The sequence below is a fragment of the Streptococcus mitis genome, assembly GCF_002096925.1.
Lineage (GTDB): Bacteria > Bacillota > Bacilli > Lactobacillales > Streptococcaceae > Streptococcus > Streptococcus mitis_AF.
Genome location: NZ_NCVN01000018.1, coordinates 1 through 16867, shown reverse-complemented (window position 1 = coordinate 16867; position 16867 = coordinate 1). Strand labels below are relative to the sequence as shown.

Genomic DNA, 16867 nt, shown 5'->3' with positions numbered 1-16867 from the left:
TAACACTACCACTTGATGATAGTTTTTCAGATGAATTTCGTCATATATTCTCAGAATACCTAGCTGAGAAAAACAAACGTTTTATGTCTGAGTTTTTTCTACATCATGATATTTATGGTAAATTATCACTAAAATCAAGTAATCTTAAGAGATAAATCCTCAATTTTTACATATATAATCCTTTTAAAAATCAAGAGGTTATCAAAGGGTTATCACTTTTTAGTTTTCGGAGCTTATGTAGTTGAGAAACAACGATTTATTTTTCTTCGTTTTTCTTCGTTTTTCTTCGTTTCCTTACTTGTTGTGAAACGATGTATAATACAAATAACATCCCCATACAAACAACTAAATTGCAAAACTATAAAGCAAATAAATTTCATGAATTAATAACTATGTTTTCTTCGTTTTTCTTCGTTTTTATTTCATTTCTAATTTATAGTATTGACTGCGATCTTTCGTACTTGTCCCATACCATGTTAAAATGCCTTTGGCTCTCAACGTTTTCAATAATTTCGACGAGTAAGAAACACTCCTACCTAAGAATTCTGCTACTTTTTTAGTTGTCATAGGTTCTGCTGTATTGTACATATACTGTATCAATAGTTTTTCATCAACACTTAAATCACTATAATCTCTAAGTTTACTTTCCAAAGAATCACGTGTTCTCAATGTTCTACTTGTAATACTGTTTTCTAATGTTAAAACTACTTTGTTACCTGGTTCAGAGTAACACGGTTCATGGAGAAAAGCAGATTCCATTTCAGAATAGATTCGTTTTACTCCCTCATTCATTTCTCGGACCCATCCAAATTCAGTTAAGGTACGAGCTATACGCGGATTTCTAGAAAAACGTTCATGTCTTATATTCTCAACAGTTACAATATTCGGTAGTTTTCCTGGGCTATGAATCTCTAAACGATTATCAAACATCAATACCCTGATATGATCTCCGTATACTGAATAATTCCTGTGGGTTACTGCATTTACAATTCCTTCAAACCAGGCAAATTCAGGATATTCTGGAAGTATCTGAAATCTACCATCACTATCTAGATACTGAAACTCTCGTAGCTGGGTTCGAATAAAATCTCTAACTTTAACAATTAATTTAGGCAATGCATCATCAAACGTTACTTCCTTAATAACATTAAATTCACTTCCTGTACCTACATCTACCCCATAATTTACTCACTATTGTAATGTCCCTTCTGCAATATCTAACATTATTAACACCAAATTAAACCACATCAAAACTTCCATGCTTCTTCATGTGAGATTCACCAATTCTTAAAATGATATTAGTCAGTAAAAAACAAACAATATTTATACCGATGAGCAAATAAAAATTTAAACTATAAAATTTATTGAAAAGAAGCATATCTCGTAAATAAATAATAGTATAGCTAACTGGAAATAAACTTCCAATAAATTTTACCAATTTTGGAGAAATAGATAAAGGGACTTTAGCACCGCTAAACGTATTTTGTGAGCCTTCTAATAATACATAAACTATAGTAGCATCTCTCATAACAATGCAAATACTACTCAAAAAGCTAGTCCAAATCCATGATGAAGTAATTAAAATAATGGTTGCTAATAAAATATGAAAGATCGATTTTAATGAAAAATCTATATAAGCAAAATTACCAATTACAAAAATAACCATAAAAAACCATGACTGACTAAAAATCGATGAAAATGTCCGGGCGTAAAGCCATAGAATTTTTTTCAGTGGAGCAATAAAAATCTGACTTAGAGTCCCCTGATAACGTTCTCCCCCCAGTCTCCAAGCACTCTGAAAAGCATTAGAAAAAATAATATAGGTACAGTATCCTATAAAAATAAAATAAAATAGCTGCTCCTCATTACTTAAGTCCAAAATTTTTAAATCTGAAATCGGAAATGCTCCTATATTATAATAAACTTGGAGTAGCGAAAAAATTGGCCATAATATCATTGAAAAAAAATAAAAAATATTGGTACTATCATTGAAGAGGGTTCTTCTAATTTCACTCCTAAATATGTTAAAAAACAAAGCAACTCATCTCCTCCCTAAATGCAGAACTACATCTTCTAGTGAAGGCTCCGTGTGTTTTATTTCAATAATATCTATATTACTTTCATATATAGTCTTTATTACACTTTGAACTTTATATTTTAGTAACGAAAATTTTATCAATGTAAGATTTTCTTCTTTCCTATACTCTAATGCTGGGAATAAATCTCTCAACCGTTTAATCTCCATTGAATTCCATTGAAATTGAGGTGCAAGTGTAATATGTATCTCTGGGGACAATTTTAATTTGTCAAAAACTTCGTCTTTAGTACCAGAAATGATGATTTTTCCTTTCTTTAAAAAATAGATATAATCACAGAGTTCCTCTGCCTCAGCCATATAATGTGTAGTTAATAAAATACCCGTATTCCTCTTAATCGCTATTTCCTTTAATTTTTTACGTAATTCATGAGCGACACTCACGTCTAAACCAAGAGTTGGTTCATCTAGGAATAAATACTCTGGATCATTTATTAGACCCTTTGCAATCTGTAAACGCTGTTTCATTCCCTTTGAGTATTTTTCTACAGGAATATCTTTACTGTCCCATAATCCTAATTCTATCAACAGTTTTTCTATTTTAGGTAATGCTTCCCTCTTTGAAATTCCGTACAAGGATGCAAAATATATCAAATTTTCAACTGCAGTCAATCTCCAGTATAAATTTTTCTCTCCCCCACTAATAATATTAATTTTTTTCCTTGTATTTTTTAAGTTTTCATTGATATCTACTCCATCAATTAAAATTATACCCGTATCATTCGTTAAAAGTGTTGTCAGCATTTTTATAAGTGTCGTTTTACCAGCACCATTTTCTCCCAGTACTCCAATAATTTTTCCTTTTGGTAAAGATAAGTTTACATTTACTATAGCTTTTTTTATTTGCTTTTCATACTGAAATAAGCCTGTTCTTTTTTTAAAAGTATAATTTTTTGATATATTAACCGCTTTTAACATAATTATCTCCTAAACTCAATATGAAATATAACTTACTATCTTTTGTTCAATTTTTTTATACACCAAAAGCCCTACAATAAAATATACTACCGAAATTAAAATACCTTGTAAAAAACTAAAATTAAATATATTGAAATGAGAAGTATTAAAAAATAAGTTTCTAATAGCATCAAGAGAATGAGATAAAGGAATCATTTTACTAATTTTTTGCAAAAAACTAGGTAGCAATTCTTTTGGAAAGGTAATCCCTGAGACTAAAAAAATAATTAAAAACAATGTATTTTGGGTTATGAAAGTATCACGAAACCATAACATGATATTTGATAAAAGGGTTCCCATTGAGAAAGAAATCAACGATACATATAAAAAACAAATAATTAAATTTAATAATGAAATACTTTGCAAATTGGCACCTAAAAAAAACGCTATTGAATACGAAGAAAGAAATTCAAGAAAAGTCCTTCCTAATTGTTCAAAAAAGATTCCAAAATAGTACTTCACTATACTATACGGTGACACTAACGTGCTTTCTAAGGTACCTTCTCTAACTTCTGTTATTAATGCTCGACCTACATTCATTAAAATAGCTATTGATACATTATAAAAAATTAACCCAATTGCAGCATAACTAAAGTAATCTCTATACTCTATTACGTTATTTACCTGTATTTTATTATCAAATAAAAAATTAGACACTAACCAGAGTCCTAGAAGTTCAAATCCAATATCTAAAATACGATTAAAAAATAAAGTTATAGGAAAATATCTTACATACATTTGCCAATTTCTTCTTATAATAGCGGTCAGCATATTCACTCCTTATATTTTTACCAAGACTATAATTTTAATTATAGTACACTAAAACATTTTAGAGGATCTTTGAATTTAAAATTTTGTAATCAAGGCCCTTTTTTTCTAAATCTAAATATAAAGTATTTGTATTTTTTGAATTAGAAATAATCAACTTATGGTAGTCTGTTAAATTTGTAATATTTCCACTTATCACATCTGCTAAATTAAACCACTTACAATCCATTCCTGGTTCTAACATTGTTATCTCACCACAATTTTTAGCCTCAACCAGATAAAAGAAACATATGGCTTGACTAGCTTTTTGAATTTGAAAAGAAACGACACTTGACAAAGCTAATATTTCAACTTCTAATCCTGTTTCTTCAATTGTTTCACGCTTTACAGCTTTCAAGAGGTCTTCCCCAATATCTACATGACCACCTGGAGGAATCCAGATATTATGCACACTTGATGTAGGTGCATTTTTCTTAATAAGACATACTTCATCTTTATCTTCATTTAAAATAATGGCAGATACTTGAATCTTAATTAATGAATTACCATTCCCTTTCAATAATTCACTTATAAACCTAGAATATTTCCCCACTCTATTAAACTTTTTTTCTGGAATATCAATGCTAACTTTCTGTAATGATTCTCGTGTTCCCTCAATTTCTAATTCAAAATCTTGTTTATCAAAGTAAGTATTCCTATCCAAACAATATAAAATTGAATCTTTTTCTTTAATTAGTCTCTGTGTCTTTAGCAATCCCAAATAAAAGATTTTCTTTTTGGGGATTAAAACATTTAACTTTTGCTCTACCTTTTTAGGGAATTCTCCACGCAATACTGCTTCCATAAATTCTATTCGACTTATTAAAAAATCATTTTCTTCTGACTCAATTACGTCATTAATTGAAATTTTTCTCTTTATAGTTAGAATCAGATTATTCGCCTTTTCTCTGATTCTAAGAGTTATCCCCCTTTTTAAAAGTGAAAAATCTAAACTATCAAAATAGTAATTAAGCTGTTCTTGAATTATTGCACCTTCAAAGTGACTTTTACTAAGAGTGTAATACTCATCACTTGTAAGCAAATATTTCTTCTCAACTTCTACTGACACTTAAGTCCCCCCCTTTCTTTTTATTTAAATAATTATCACAAAATTCAATTAATTTTATTCTCTCGGATATAATTTCATTATAATAATCTAGAGTAATTCTCACGATGTATTTCTCTGGAAAATCTGATTTTAGTAATTCAAAAAGTAAAAACCTAATTGATTCTTGTAAACTTATCTCTACTATACCAGCTTCCAGAAACTTACTATATAAAATTTCAACTTCACAATTATTAAAATTAGTGTACAGAACTATATATTTAATCACTTCTACTTCTCTTACTCCGAGTCTTAAATATTCAAAATCAATTACACTAAAATTATTCGCAGTTATAATTACATTCGGTGGTCGTAAATCACCATGTATCATGCTAAAATGTTGACTGATTGCGTTGGTTTTATAATTAGGAAAACCAATACTTGTTTCTAAAAAAAATTCTTATAATAATCAAGCTTTGCATAAAAATCTTTGAAAAATATAACCATTTCACTATACTCGATTCTCCGACTACTTGCCTCAACGAAGTATTGTACAAAAATTAGATATTTAAACACTCTTATATATATATTACCCTTGTTAGTTTTTATCAAATTCGGAGATAACTTATATTTTGCAAATTCATTTTGAAATACTATAGTGTCAACCTTCGAAGATGAGAAAATTTTTAGCAAAATTTTGTTTCCTGTTTTACTATTTTTGAAAATATAGACGACATTCATATTTTCAAGTCGCTCAATAAATTTGATATCGCTTAGACCATAATATATATTTAATAAGAATTTCACACATAGTATCTTAAATTTCATTATTAATATTCAATATCACAAAAAAAAGCAGAGAGGTGAACTGTAGATTATAAAACTTTAGAGCCATAAATACATTGTTAATTCAATACTAATAGTCTAGCATCAAGAATATATTTCATATTGATTTTTATTAGCTTTAACCATCCGTAATCCTGTTCAAATCTCTACTTTAAGAGTCAAGATATTAACGAAGAATTGTAGAAGCACTCAATTTAATATCTTTTACGATAGGTTTTTTATAAGCCATAATCCTCACCTCCTTTCAATATGAAAATTTAAAATTCTAGGATTTTTTTTGAATCAGATAATATTTTACTTATGCGTTCAGGTAAAATTGTATCTGACTCCAATTCAATCCTTAATTCTTCATAGTAAGAGCAATCCGTCAGATTATCAAAATATTTGAATAACCACTTTTTCTTGAACTGAGGTTTTCCTATTCTGGCTAAATATGTTGCAACTGACATTTGTAATGCCTCTAATGAGAGTATAAAGGCATCTAAAAAATTTTTTCCATGAAACATTTTAAAGGCATCTTCATACAATGCTAGAAAAAGTTCATTATAATATTGAGCTGCAATTTTAGAAATAACATCAATTGTAGGTAATTCTATATCATTGAGATTGAATTGCTGACTCTTGTGACCTCGTTCTAGCCTGTAAAACAATTTTAAATCTTCATCTAGTCCTTTATACGCTAATCCATGCTTTGCAAACTTATCAATATTTTCTAATTTTTCTTTTAGATTATTTAATCCAATATATTCAATATCTACAGGGATGCCATTGAAAGAAAAATTTTTAAAATTTTTTTCTTCATCGCAAATACAATATGCATCAATATCAGATAAAGATGTACCTAAGCCATCCATTTCAGATTTCCAAATTACTATATTTTTTTCTGATACTAAATTTGATATTTCTTTAGTAATTAAAGTGTAGTCATTATTACACATATAAATTCTCCCTATCTTTTAATTTTTTATCTCTATAAGACCCTCAGAAACCAGTATTTCAATCATTTCATGTAAGTCTTGTCTAACTATATCTAAATTCTCATTATATAAATTCGATAAGTTAATAGCAATATCTTCCAAACTGTATTTTTCAATACTATTCCAAATATATAATGAAACATCGTTAAGCAAGAATGTTCGATCACTCAATAAATTTAGTAGAAAATCCTTATCTGACGACGAATGCAGTACTGCGGATAAACTTTTTTTATAGTTCAAAATTAAACCACCTCTAAAATGGAATTGAATTCTGTTCTATCAACTGTTTCTTTAAAACACCTAATAGAGTCATTATTTATTTTATCAAGTATAGTTTTGTACTCCTCAGTATTACTATGAAATCTATCTGCAAGGAGTATAAACAATAAATCCTGAGTATATGGAGTGAAATTATTGTTTATATATTCAATCTCATTGTTTAATCTTTTTGATACTTCTACAATATCCCAAGTAATAACACGATTAATTGCATCAGAAAATTCTTCTCGATAGCTTTTTAAACTTGAAGAGAAATCATGATTTAGAGATAAATCAACTTTTTTTAATAATCTACAGCTATCTAATAATTTTTCAGTTCGTTCTTTATCACGTTCCGAAATAAAGATTGAGTGAGTTTTTAATATTAAACTACCTGCTTTAACACCTAGCCAATGACTCATTAATGACAGTAATGAAGAGTAAATAAATAAATCAGAATTCGTATACTCCAATAAGTGAGAGCCTTTATATGTAAGCTCTACATTTAAACGCTCCTCTCTATAATAAAAATGTACGTAAAAAGTACAATCAATATTATTATTATCATTTGCCTTCATAAAGCAAATAGCATCTGGTGAAAAAATATCATCCTTTAAAAAACCATAACTTCTTTTTATTTGATTACCGTATAAAGTATACAAGCGTTCACCTACAGTATTTTGATAAAACCCATCATCTGAATATCTCAGGTACGCACTTTTATATTTTTTTAAAATATACGCATCTGTCCTGCCGCTTAAAGAAAATAATGTGTGCACAATATTATAATTTAATTCTGATTTACTAAACATCATATTAATGAGATTTCCATGAGATATCTCTACACTATTATTGAAAATTTCAATTTTATCAGAAATAGCTGAATAGGGTACTTTCTGCTTTTGAGATCCATTAAGTAACTCCTCTAAATAAAATATGTAAAAATCTAATATAGTTTCAAATTTCATTTTTATCTCCTAATATTCCTAGTGCAGATTGTAATAATCTTTCCTCAGATTCTCTACCATCTAATCGATAATATTCTAGATTATTTAAGTATCTAGCATATAATTCTTTGGCAATTTTTAAATTTTCTAAAGTTTCTTTAGGCGTTTGTTGCTCATTCCTTTTAATAACTCTACTAAAAGCTATCTTTGGCTCTATATCGATATACATTGTGATTTTAGGCTGTATAAGGAGCTCATGTAATCTATCTACCAAGGTGTTTGTAATTGATAAATTAGAATAAACTTTATTGCAAGTCATGTACCTATCAATAATTACATAATCATACTGTTCCAATGCTGGTTTTAAAATTTTTTCAGAAAAATAAACCATTTCTAATGCCCATAAACAGCCTCTAAAAATTTCGGAAAACTCTGCCCATCTATTTGTATTGTATTTACGACAAATAGAATCTAGTTCTTTAAAAAATATCTTAGATTGATTCAAAGGCAAAAAAATAGAGTTACTTCCTAAATTTTTGGAAAGATTTTTGGATAATGTAGTCTTACCAGACCCATCAATACCGCATATATATATCAGTTTTCCGTTCGACATTCTTTTCCCTACTATACCTATAATTTTCTAGCTCTGTCTTAATTTTTTGAAAATCTGAGTCCATTAATAAATTTAAATTATGATTAAAAGTTTTATTTTTTCTTATAGATTCTTCTAAATCAATTATCTCACTAAAATTTTTAAATATTGAATCTGATTTGTTAAATATTGCCGTCTCATGAGGACTCATTTGAGATATCTCTTCTATTTTTTTAAAATTACGCTGGTATACATGTAAACTTCCTACATAATGATAATAGCATCCCAAGTCTACTCCAAGTTGATACGCTATATACTCTTGAAGCATTGTAAAAGAAAAAATATCATATGGTAGACCTAAAAAGATATCGTTTGATCTCATATTTGTAATAAGGTGTAGCTTATTATTTCGAATTAAAAATTCTAAAGAAAGAGTACATGGGATATCTTTACTTTCCTTACCAAGATCATCTGCACTATATAAGGGTATTACAGCACGCCGAGTTCCTGTATCATTCTTTAAAAGCTGGATTAAGTCATCAATTAGGGGTACTATTTTGGGACCGTATGCCCCTTGAAGTATTGAACCATCATCTGAAAACTTTGCCATACTCGGAGCATAATACTCGATTTCGGATAAATCATTGCTCCCTCGTAAATACCATAAAAATTCTCCTATGGCATAATAAAGTTTAAGATTCCTAGCAGAGTTCTCTAAAAATCGTCTTTTGGGCTCCGTTAGAACAATACTAACGCCAATTAATTCTTTTACTGCCATCCCTCTTGAAACAATATGTTGCCCATTATCTTCAAGCAATTTACATAACTTAACATATAGCGAATCAATATTATTTTCACATAGATTATTAGTAAGAATGGTTTTTGTTTTCATCTTTGAATATAATTCTTTCTGAAATAAAATAATTTTGAACTTTTTCTACATACTCTAATGAACAGTTAATTGAAATTCCTTTATGATTTGAAAAGACTTTAGCAATATCATTTAAATTATTCAGACCATTATAACTTAACAGAATAAATAAATAGTCTTTCTGCAATGAAAAATACGTATCATCTGAGTATCGATGCAATACTTGATATCCATTATCTTCTGTAATATCTATATCGTGACTAATTTTATATGCCATAAATTCCTCCATAAACAACTTCAATGAAAAAAATTTTATATTTTTTTCATTGAAGTTAAAAATTTGAATTCGGTTAATTATTTAGTTGCATTGCAACAGGCAAGCAAATCACTTGCTTTATTAACCAATTCTTTCAAAGTTAATTTTTTCACTTGATCACCTCCTTTCCATGAACTATAATTATTGGATTACATAAATAATAAATTAGCATCTCCAAACTCATAGAATAAATACTGCTCATCTATTGCATGTCGATATAAATTCATAATATTTTCCGTGCCAATTACTGCTGCTGATAACGCAAGGCGACTAGTCATTGAACCGTGAAAATTTGTAATTAATGCATCCGTGATTTTGAAGTTGTAACCTGGATATATATATAAATCAGTATAATTTTTTAATGGAGATACAATTTTAAAATTATCATACTCACAGCTTTCCAAAGTCCTTATAACAGTCGTACCCACGGCAAATATTTTGTTTCCATTTAATTTAGTATCTCGAATTAATTCTGCAGTTTCTTCTGGTATTTCGTAGTATTCTTTGAAAACGCTATGTTCTTCAATAAACTCTTCAAAAATTTTTGTATCAACTGATGCACAATTTAAAGTAATATATCCAATTTTTACGCCTTTTTTTCTTAAAGCTCTTAAAATTCTATTAGAAAAATGTCGGTTAGCAGCAGGATTTTCAAATGAACCTAATTTATTAGCAATTCCATTTTGATAATAAGCAATAGACCACTTTTTTCTCGTATAAATAGACCTTACAGCTTCACCATGTACTAGGAGATAATCATATAAGTCTTCTTGTGAACAATTAAAACTGCACAAAAATTCCTCACCATTAATATTTTTATCTACTGTAACATTTATTTTATCGCTAAGAAAAAATTTTTCTGATATGATTCTATCCTGTAAATCTGACCTAATTCTGATATAAATTACATAACCTTCTTCATTTTTTGTTTTTATATGAAACTTTACTTCCCCATATTTTTCAGAGTACGCATAAAATATAGGAGAGACTGTCTTACTATTATTTAGAATAATCAAATCTCCTGGATTAATGTAATTATGAAAATTCAATATATAGTCATCAATAATTTTATCTGAATTTTTAAATCCAATAATCAATCTTGAACTATCTCGACTCCCTGACATAAGTTCTACTGGCTCCCGAGCAGCTAATTCAACCGGTAATTCATATTTCAATTTATTTGTGTCATTTAGCATGATTTCCTCTTTCTAACGTTAGACTAATAACATAGTCTGTAGTAACTTCTAATCTTTGACAAATATAATACAAAAGATATACTGAGGGATAAGAAGTATTATTCTCTATTCTAGATAATTGCTTTCGGCTACACAAATTCTTATAAATATATTTTTGAGTTAATCCTTTATTAAGTCTTAAATTCCTCAATACATAACCAATACCATCCATTTCTTCACATCCTTCAGATATCTTGATTTTATTATCAACTTTTCTTAAAAGTAAAACAAGACCCACATATGTCCCATTTGAATCACTAGAAAATATATACAGAAAATCAATGAAATTCTATTTTTTGCCACAGTATAATAAGGGTAACTAGTCTTATAAAAATTATTTTATCGTCATATCTGAGAGTTTATCAGCTATTTCATAAAAATCATCAATCTTTAGCTGAGACACATTTGTCACAATCATAAATAGCATATAGTTCTTGACATATAGTCTAATATATGAAAAAATACTTATTGGAGGTTGATAATATGACTGAAAAAATCAAAAACTGGGTTAATATTTGCGTTTTGAAAAATCAAGAAATTTTATTACTTAATAGACAGCACGATAATTTTCCTGGCTGGATTCCACCGGGGGGAAAAGTTGAATTCCCTGAAAGTTTTTTTGAAGCTGCACTACGGGAGCTTAAGGAAGAAACTGGACTCACTGCATTAAATCTTGAATTAAAGGGAATTTCAGGCTTTACTAATTCAATTGGTAATGAGAGATTTGTCTTCTATGACTTTTTATGTACTCAGTTTACTGGTGAACTAAGCACATCTGATGAAGGTGAGCCAAAATGGTGGAATCTAAAAGATATTGATAAAATACCAATGCAAGATGATATAAGAAAAAGGATACCGCTTTATTTAAGAAAAGGAAGCTTTGAAAGTATTAACTACTGGGATAATAAGAAGAAATGCATTAGTGAAAACAAAACAATTTTATTTGACTAATATTCTCTATAGTATAATCAAATACAAAAGTCTCAATCCATTAGTAATTTTTGTATACTTTAGTACTCAATTTTATTGGTACTGAAGTATCGTTCAATTGATAACTTTTTCTCCCATTTTCCTTTAGCCGAATTCAACAACACTAATATAATTTTCGTTTCTCATATTTATAACTAATTAGTGTGTGTACATATATTCATAAAATATCATTAATGTACTCTGACTTTTCAGCAATTCTAACTTTTCCAAATTAGAAGCTTTCAAAAAGTTCAGCATTTATTTTATAATGATAAATTGTAAAATATAGTGCAACAAAAAAACTCATAGCGTTTCATGAGCCCACTGAAAAAGTCATCAAATTGATGGCTTTTTTGTTATACTAGAGATGAGGTGAAATGATGCTTGATAATCAGTTAACTATGGATGTCAGTCCTTATTCTAGTTTGTATGATATCGTAGTTCCTAAAACTCACTTTTTTCGTCAGCTAACTGAACTCTGTGATTTTAGCTTTATTCATGATGAACTAGAAAAGAATTATCGTCCCGATTTTGGGTGTAAAGCTTATTCACCGATTATGATGTTCAAATATCTCTTGTTAAAAGATATTTATAAGTTATCAGATGTCAATGTGGTGGAACGTTCCTTGTCAGATATGGCCTTTAAATTTTTTCTTGGTCTAGCTCCTGAGGATTCTGTTATCGAACCATCCTCTCTGACAAAATTTAGAAAGCTAAGAATTAAAGATAACAATCTACTTGATCTATTGATTCAGAAGTCTGTTCAAATTGCACTCGAACACAACTTGATTAAGAGTAAGATCCTCATTGTGGATGCCACTCACACCAAAACTCATTATAATCATAAGAAGCCCCAAGAAATTCTTAGGGAGCGTTCAAAAGCTTTACGTAAAACGATTTATCAATATTCAGAAGATATCAAAATAGAATTTCCAAAGAAACCTCATGAAGATAACCTTGAAGCAGAGTTGACCTATACAGAGGAGTTAATGGCTGTGGTTGAAAAACACAAGGAGCTCTTAGCTCTACCAGCTGTTTCTCAAAAGTTCAATTACCGAAAAGAAGCTGTCGATGATGACTTAGAACACTTGGAAGCGTCTGTCAAGGAGGAAGCTAGACTTGGACATAAGACAGCCGACAGCTCTTTCTATGGATATAAAAGTCATATCGCTATGACGGATGAACGGATTATTACTGCTTGTGTAGTCACTTCTGACGAACAAAGTGATGGGAAATATTTACCTGAGTTATATGCCAAAACAAAGAAAAATAGTCTGGACATCGAGACTATTATTGGTCATGCAGCTTATTCGGGAAAGAACAACATTCAACTTACTCGCAAAGAAAAGATTCATTTGGTGTCAAAACTGAACCCTTCTGTTTTTCAAAAAGTTACCGTAAAGAAGAGGATGCCTTTGAGTTTAATAAAGACGCAGGGCTATTTGTCTGTCCAGAAGGACACATGGCTGTTCGCAAAGCAAGGACAGGGAAAAAATATCAAAATAAGAATCAAGTTATCACTCATTACTTTGACATTGAGAAGTGCAAGAATTGCCTTTCCAAGGAAGGATGTTATCAGGAGGGGGCAAAGTCTAAAACTTATTCAATAGCCATTAAGAGTGACGACCATCTTTTCCAGAAGAAATTTCAGGAAACACCTTATTTCAAAGAAATGGCCAGACATCGCTATAAAATCGAAGCGAAGAATGCCGAACTAAAACAGAGACATGGCTTTGATGTCGCGAGAGCATCGGGTCTTTTCAGCATGGAGTTACAGGCAGCCACAACCATCTTCGTGGTCAATATAAAACGAATTATGACCTTAATAAATACAAAATAACCGAGGAATTCGCTCAAATTGATGAAAGATGCCTCGATTTTCCTTTCATTAAAAGTAAGCTCCTTATTTTTTCAGTGGGTTCGTCCTTCTACAACTGTATTATCCTCAACTTTTTACCTAAAAGCTCTGATAGAGGCTGGGCAAAAACTCAACTTAAAGAGAAAATAAAGCAAATTTTCTAACAATAAAACGCATAATATCAAGGATTTAACACTTGATACTATGCGTTTTCTAATTTTAAAGACTTTTTGCCCAGTCTTACCAAACTAGAATGGCCTTTGAAAAGTTGCCATTCATTAAACCAAATAAGTTCATCTGTAACAGGATGACGTTGAGTTAAGGTATTTCCTCTAACTATATTTTTATGAATAAGATAATATGCAGATTTATAGATGTCACTTCTACTAGTTAGCTTAGTACTAAAAATTTGTTCGTACCAATCTAAATAATAAAGAAACATACGTGAACGTGCTACTTCTAAATTATCTTCGAGAAATTCTATCCCATATATAGATGATAATGCAATCAATGATTTTGTCTTCCAACTTCTTTCATCATATTGCATATTGCATGATAACAGCAGATAATTTTCTTTCTAAAATAGCTTGCAAAAATTTCCCATCTCCTGCAGAAGGTTCTAAAAATGTTGCAGAAATATCTTCACAAGTCTCTTTAATACCTGGAGTATCTAATATTTTCTGTACCATCCAGAATGGTATAAAAACCTCTCCATGCTTTTGAACACGCTTTTTTGATTTGATTAAATTCTCTTTCAAAGTCTACTCCTTAAAAAAGTTTATCTTTTAAGATTATACCATTTTTTAATCTTATATCTAACTATTTCTAAAGGGGGTTGGGGATTCCCCCAAAAATTAAATCACCCAAAAAGTACATACACTATGTGTATACAAATTTTGGGGATGATTTTAGGAGTGTGTGTATACAGACTCTGAGCTCGCAAAGTCATATTATGAAAAATTTTTCCTTCTCGATAAAATAATCCAAAAAATCAATTTGACTGTCATTTGTGTGTACAAATATTTTAAGAGGATATATAAAAACGCTGCAAAATTTTTTACAGCGTTTCCTTATTTTAAAATCCTCATATGTCTTTCTTTTTTATGGTTAGCATCATAGTATTCCAGCATCGCATGATACAAACGAGCCTTCGTTTTATCTTGTTGTTTAATTCCATGAAGAAATAATTCTGCTCGCTTTAATTTCAGTATGTATTCGCATATCTGATCGAAATCCTTATCCATATTACTTTTGAAAATAAACATCTTTTTCCTCCATCACGTCAACTATTTTTTGCATCAAAATAGACATATCCATTTTGTTTTCATAGCTTATTCTCCCAACTACAGTTGCAAGACGGGCTATAGAATTGATATTCTGTCCGACTTGTTCCAACTCTTCTGTTAAAGGAACTAAACCTTCAAAGGAGACTTTTTGGATGTTCAAATCTGTTCGTATTAATTTTTGTCTAGCAAACTCAGAAAAATTACGAATATTTTCCTTCCTCATACAATCATTTAATTTTTTATTTTCTTCTTCTGTCAAAAATACTTGTTTCAGCACCGATTTTATTCTCATAGTCTTATCACCTCGTTTTCTTATTTAGTCGTTTCACAAGTTCTTTTACTTGTTTGCTTGTCTTCTTTTCATATCCTATCATCAGCTCAACACAATAGTGAAATATCCTTACATTATCGAAATCTTCACTTTGTTCTGCTATTCTTTCTAACTGACGTAAATTATTGATAATCCTTCTAAGTTGAAATATAAAGTCATGATAAGATTCAAAATCAAATTGAAGATAAATAGGCGAACGTTTAAACAACATTTTTCTAGCATAAGAGGAAAAACTTAGATGATTTGTCATTTCAATCAAGTTATTCACTATTTCATTTTGCTCCTCAGTGATATAACATTTCTTTAGAACAGTCCGATATCTACTCATTTATCATATACTTCTTTCTGGCATTTTCATAGGCAATTGCTTTGCACTCCAGCATACGTTCCTGCTTTAAATTCTCCATAGACTTAAATAAATACGCCAAAGGAGACGTCGCATCCTCAGGAATCCGTTCAATCATGCTAATGACTTCATCACTAGTTACATACCCACTAGCCAAATACTCGCCTATTTTCATCTTCTGAGCATGTGTTAAAGTGTAATTGTTAGGATACAAAAATCTATCATTGTACTTATAAGAAATGGATTCTAACAAAGAATAATATTTGGGTGGAATATAAGTTTCAGGCTTTCTAGAACTATTATCCAGTATATTCTCAATCTCTTTCTTACTCTTGTTCTTAATCTCTTGCGTTACATTATCATTTTCATCCGTTACTGTAACGTTACAATCTAAAACGAGTTGTGGCTCGCCTGTAATTAGTGCTTTTTGTTTTTGTCTATGACGAGCAACACGTTCCCTAGTTTGTTTCCTAATCTTTTCTAGTCCATCTATATTCTGGTGTTTCTCCCATTTTGGAATGGTAATAGCGCCATCTATGATTTCTATCATGCCAAATTCTTCAAACATGCTGAGAGCTAATTTTACAGATGTAGCCTTTCGTCTAAACACTGTTGAAAGCATCTCTTCTGTGTAATAAACCTTGTTCCCTAAACTTAATATGCCACTATTATTTTGCTTTCCTGCAAGCACCAGAATTTTAAACCATATTACAATAAGAGTATCTCCTTCTGGCATCGATTCTATTAGCTGAATTTTTTCATCATCAAATATATCTGTCGTTATCTTGATCCACTGAACACCATTCATACGAGTACCTATCTTTCATATTGCTTCAACCATCGTGTTACTGCTCTTTTATCGTATAAAGTCACTCCATCAATCACCATGGTTGGCATTCCTTCTTTCGTCCATTTTTGGATTGTTGTCGTAGATACATCTAACCACCTAGACAAACCTGACATACGAACCATGGGTTTATAAAGTTCTTTATCTTCAAATACTCTTGCTACAGCATTTGAAATCATCTCATCATAGTGAGCACGTAATTGCTTCTCTAATTCTTTAGGAAGCTGGACAACTAAAGTAGTTTCCGACATAAATTAACACCTCATTTCTAAATTAAATAAGCT

19 protein-coding genes and 4 pseudogenes are annotated in these 16867 nt (G+C 29.9%); 3 read left to right on the top strand and 20 right to left on the bottom strand.

Annotated features, from left to right (window positions below; translation table 11 throughout):
- Positions 1-107 (top strand): annotated as a pseudogene (locus tag B7692_RS11225) (helix-turn-helix domain-containing protein); the annotation flags it as partial.
- A 310-nt stretch (positions 108-417) separates the two neighbouring features.
- On the opposite strand, the pseudogene B7692_RS05020 reads toward B7692_RS11225, so the two are convergent.
- The 14 genes and pseudogenes from B7692_RS05020 to B7692_RS11500 form a co-directional block, all read right to left on the bottom strand.
- A pseudogene (locus tag B7692_RS05020) lies at positions 418-1179 on the bottom strand (ATP-binding protein); the annotation flags it as partial.
- A 58-nt stretch (positions 1180-1237) separates the two neighbouring features.
- Positions 1238-2035, bottom strand: a complete 798-nt coding sequence (locus B7692_RS05015; protein WP_084930099.1) for an ABC transporter permease — start codon at positions 2033-2035, stop codon at positions 1238-1240.
- 6 nt (positions 2036-2041) lie between these two features.
- Positions 2042-3013 carry an ABC transporter ATP-binding protein gene (locus tag B7692_RS05010; protein ID WP_084930098.1) on the bottom strand — a complete coding sequence of 324 codons (972 nt, stop codon included), beginning with the start codon at positions 3011-3013 and terminating at the stop codon, positions 2042-2044.
- 15 nt (positions 3014-3028) lie between these two features.
- Positions 3029-3823, bottom strand: a complete 795-nt coding sequence (locus tag B7692_RS05005; protein ID WP_084930097.1) for an ABC transporter permease — start codon at positions 3821-3823, stop codon at positions 3029-3031.
- 58 nt (positions 3824-3881) lie between these two features.
- Complete coding sequence (locus tag B7692_RS05000) at positions 3882-4928, bottom strand: NUDIX domain-containing protein (RefSeq protein ID WP_084930096.1); 1047 nt, start codon at positions 4926-4928, stop codon at positions 3882-3884.
- The gene (locus tag B7692_RS11505) at positions 4912-5313 is read right to left on the bottom strand and encodes a phosphotransferase (RefSeq protein WP_419991797.1); all 402 of its coding nucleotides are present in this window, start codon (positions 5311-5313) and stop codon (positions 4912-4914) included. Before B7692_RS11505 ends, B7692_RS05000 begins: the two co-directional genes overlap by 17 nt.
- A 694-nt stretch (positions 5314-6007) precedes the next feature.
- Positions 6008-6688 (bottom strand): hypothetical protein, encoded by a 681-nt coding sequence (locus tag B7692_RS04985; protein WP_084930093.1) that lies wholly within the window; start codon positions 6686-6688, stop codon positions 6008-6010.
- A gap of 18 nt (positions 6689-6706) precedes the next feature.
- The gene (locus B7692_RS04980) at positions 6707-6967 is read right to left on the bottom strand and encodes a PqqD family protein (RefSeq protein ID WP_158086604.1); all 261 of its coding nucleotides are present in this window, start codon (positions 6965-6967) and stop codon (positions 6707-6709) included.
- A 2-nt stretch (positions 6968-6969) separates the two neighbouring features.
- Positions 6970-7953, bottom strand: a complete 984-nt coding sequence (locus B7692_RS04975) for a hypothetical protein (protein ID WP_084930091.1) — start codon at positions 7951-7953, stop codon at positions 6970-6972.
- A complete protein-coding gene (locus B7692_RS04970; RefSeq protein ID WP_084930090.1) occupies positions 7943-8545 on the bottom strand; it encodes a RuvB-like domain-containing protein in 603 nt (200 codons plus the stop codon). Before B7692_RS04970 ends, B7692_RS04975 begins: the two co-directional genes overlap by 11 nt.
- Positions 8508-9416, bottom strand: a complete 909-nt coding sequence (locus B7692_RS04965) for a thymidylate synthase (protein ID WP_084930089.1) — start codon at positions 9414-9416, stop codon at positions 8508-8510. The genes B7692_RS04970 and B7692_RS04965 overlap by 38 nt, the downstream gene beginning before the upstream one ends.
- Complete coding sequence (locus B7692_RS04960; RefSeq protein WP_084930088.1) at positions 9391-9672, bottom strand: hypothetical protein; 282 nt, start codon at positions 9670-9672, stop codon at positions 9391-9393. Before B7692_RS04960 ends, B7692_RS04965 begins: the two co-directional genes overlap by 26 nt.
- Positions 9673-9860: 188 nt before the next feature.
- Positions 9861-10907, bottom strand: coding sequence for an S-adenosylmethionine:tRNA ribosyltransferase-isomerase (locus B7692_RS04955; protein WP_084930087.1), 1047 nt, complete (start codon positions 10905-10907; stop codon positions 9861-9863).
- Positions 10897-11118, bottom strand: a complete 222-nt coding sequence (locus B7692_RS11500) for a helix-turn-helix domain-containing protein (RefSeq protein ID WP_368039306.1) — start codon at positions 11116-11118, stop codon at positions 10897-10899. Before B7692_RS11500 ends, B7692_RS04955 begins: the two co-directional genes overlap by 11 nt.
- 311 nt (positions 11119-11429) lie before the next feature.
- Between B7692_RS11500 and B7692_RS04945 the strand changes: the two genes are divergently transcribed.
- Both B7692_RS04945 and B7692_RS04940 read left to right on the top strand, forming a co-directional pair.
- Positions 11430-11897, top strand: coding sequence for an 8-oxo-dGTP diphosphatase (locus B7692_RS04945; protein WP_084930085.1), 468 nt, complete (start codon positions 11430-11432; stop codon positions 11895-11897).
- Between the two features lie 398 nt (positions 11898-12295).
- Positions 12296-13755: pseudogene (locus B7692_RS04940) on the top strand (IS1182 family transposase).
- Positions 13756-14011: 256 nt separating this feature from the next.
- Here the strand turns inward: B7692_RS04940 and B7692_RS04935 are convergent.
- The 6 genes and pseudogenes from B7692_RS04935 to B7692_RS04910 all read right to left on the bottom strand — a co-directional run.
- Positions 14012-14531 (bottom strand): annotated as a pseudogene (locus tag B7692_RS04935) (methylase); the annotation flags it as partial.
- A 312-nt stretch (positions 14532-14843) separates the two neighbouring features.
- Positions 14844-15038 carry a hypothetical protein gene (locus B7692_RS04930; RefSeq protein ID WP_000469564.1) on the bottom strand — a complete coding sequence of 65 codons (195 nt, stop codon included), beginning with the start codon at positions 15036-15038 and terminating at the stop codon, positions 14844-14846.
- Positions 15019-15351: a hypothetical protein gene (locus B7692_RS04925; protein ID WP_084930084.1), complete on the bottom strand. Its 333-nt coding sequence runs from the start codon at positions 15349-15351 to the stop codon at positions 15019-15021. Before B7692_RS04925 ends, B7692_RS04930 begins: the two co-directional genes overlap by 20 nt.
- A 7-nt stretch (positions 15352-15358) precedes the next feature.
- On the bottom strand, positions 15359-15718 hold the full coding sequence (locus B7692_RS04920; protein ID WP_084930083.1) for a transposase: 360 nt from the start codon (positions 15716-15718) through the stop codon (positions 15359-15361).
- Positions 15711-16544 (bottom strand): phage replisome organizer N-terminal domain-containing protein, encoded by an 834-nt coding sequence (locus B7692_RS04915; protein WP_084930082.1) that lies wholly within the window; start codon positions 16542-16544, stop codon positions 15711-15713. The genes B7692_RS04920 and B7692_RS04915 overlap by 8 nt, the downstream gene beginning before the upstream one ends.
- A gap of 8 nt (positions 16545-16552) precedes the next feature.
- Positions 16553-16834: a hypothetical protein gene (locus B7692_RS04910; protein WP_000005472.1), complete on the bottom strand. Its 282-nt coding sequence runs from the start codon at positions 16832-16834 to the stop codon at positions 16553-16555.
- Between the last annotated feature and the right edge of the window lie 33 nt (positions 16835-16867).

What these genes read in the sequence shown, in the direction of transcription:
- B7692_RS05010 (WP_084930098.1), bottom strand. Translation starts at nt 3,013, where the DNA reads ATGTTAAAAGCGGTTAATATATCAAAAAATTATACTTTTAAAAAAAGA.
- B7692_RS05005 (WP_084930097.1), bottom strand. Translation starts at nt 3,823, where the DNA reads ATGCTGACCGCTATTATAAGAAGAAATTGGCAAATGTATGTAAGATAT.
- B7692_RS04985 (WP_084930093.1), bottom strand. Translation starts at nt 6,688, where the DNA reads ATGTGTAATAATGACTACACTTTAATTACTAAAGAAATATCAAATTTA.
- B7692_RS04975 (WP_084930091.1), bottom strand. Translation starts at nt 7,953, where the DNA reads ATGAAATTTGAAACTATATTAGATTTTTACATATTTTATTTAGAGGAG.
- B7692_RS04970 (WP_084930090.1), bottom strand. Translation starts at nt 8,545, where the DNA reads ATGTCGAACGGAAAACTGATATATATATGCGGTATTGATGGGTCTGGT.
- B7692_RS04965 (WP_084930089.1), bottom strand. Translation starts at nt 9,416, where the DNA reads ATGAAAACAAAAACCATTCTTACTAATAATCTATGTGAAAATAATATT.
- B7692_RS04960 (WP_084930088.1), bottom strand. Translation starts at nt 9,672, where the DNA reads ATGGCATATAAAATTAGTCACGATATAGATATTACAGAAGATAATGGA.
- B7692_RS04955 (WP_084930087.1), bottom strand. Translation starts at nt 10,907, where the DNA reads ATGCTAAATGACACAAATAAATTGAAATATGAATTACCGGTTGAATTA.
- B7692_RS11500 (WP_368039306.1), bottom strand. Translation starts at nt 11,118, where the DNA reads ATGGATGGTATTGGTTATGTATTGAGGAATTTAAGACTTAATAAAGGA.
- B7692_RS04945 (WP_084930085.1), top strand. Translation starts at nt 11,430, where the DNA reads ATGACTGAAAAAATCAAAAACTGGGTTAATATTTGCGTTTTGAAAAAT.
- B7692_RS04930 (WP_000469564.1), bottom strand. Translation starts at nt 15,038, where the DNA reads ATGTTTATTTTCAAAAGTAATATGGATAAGGATTTCGATCAGATATGC.
- B7692_RS04925 (WP_084930084.1), bottom strand. Translation starts at nt 15,351, where the DNA reads ATGAGAATAAAATCGGTGCTGAAACAAGTATTTTTGACAGAAGAAGAA.
- B7692_RS04920 (WP_084930083.1), bottom strand. Translation starts at nt 15,718, where the DNA reads ATGAGTAGATATCGGACTGTTCTAAAGAAATGTTATATCACTGAGGAG.
- B7692_RS04915 (WP_084930082.1), bottom strand. Translation starts at nt 16,544, where the DNA reads ATGAATGGTGTTCAGTGGATCAAGATAACGACAGATATATTTGATGAT.
- B7692_RS04910 (WP_000005472.1), bottom strand. Translation starts at nt 16,834, where the DNA reads ATGTCGGAAACTACTTTAGTTGTCCAGCTTCCTAAAGAATTAGAGAAG.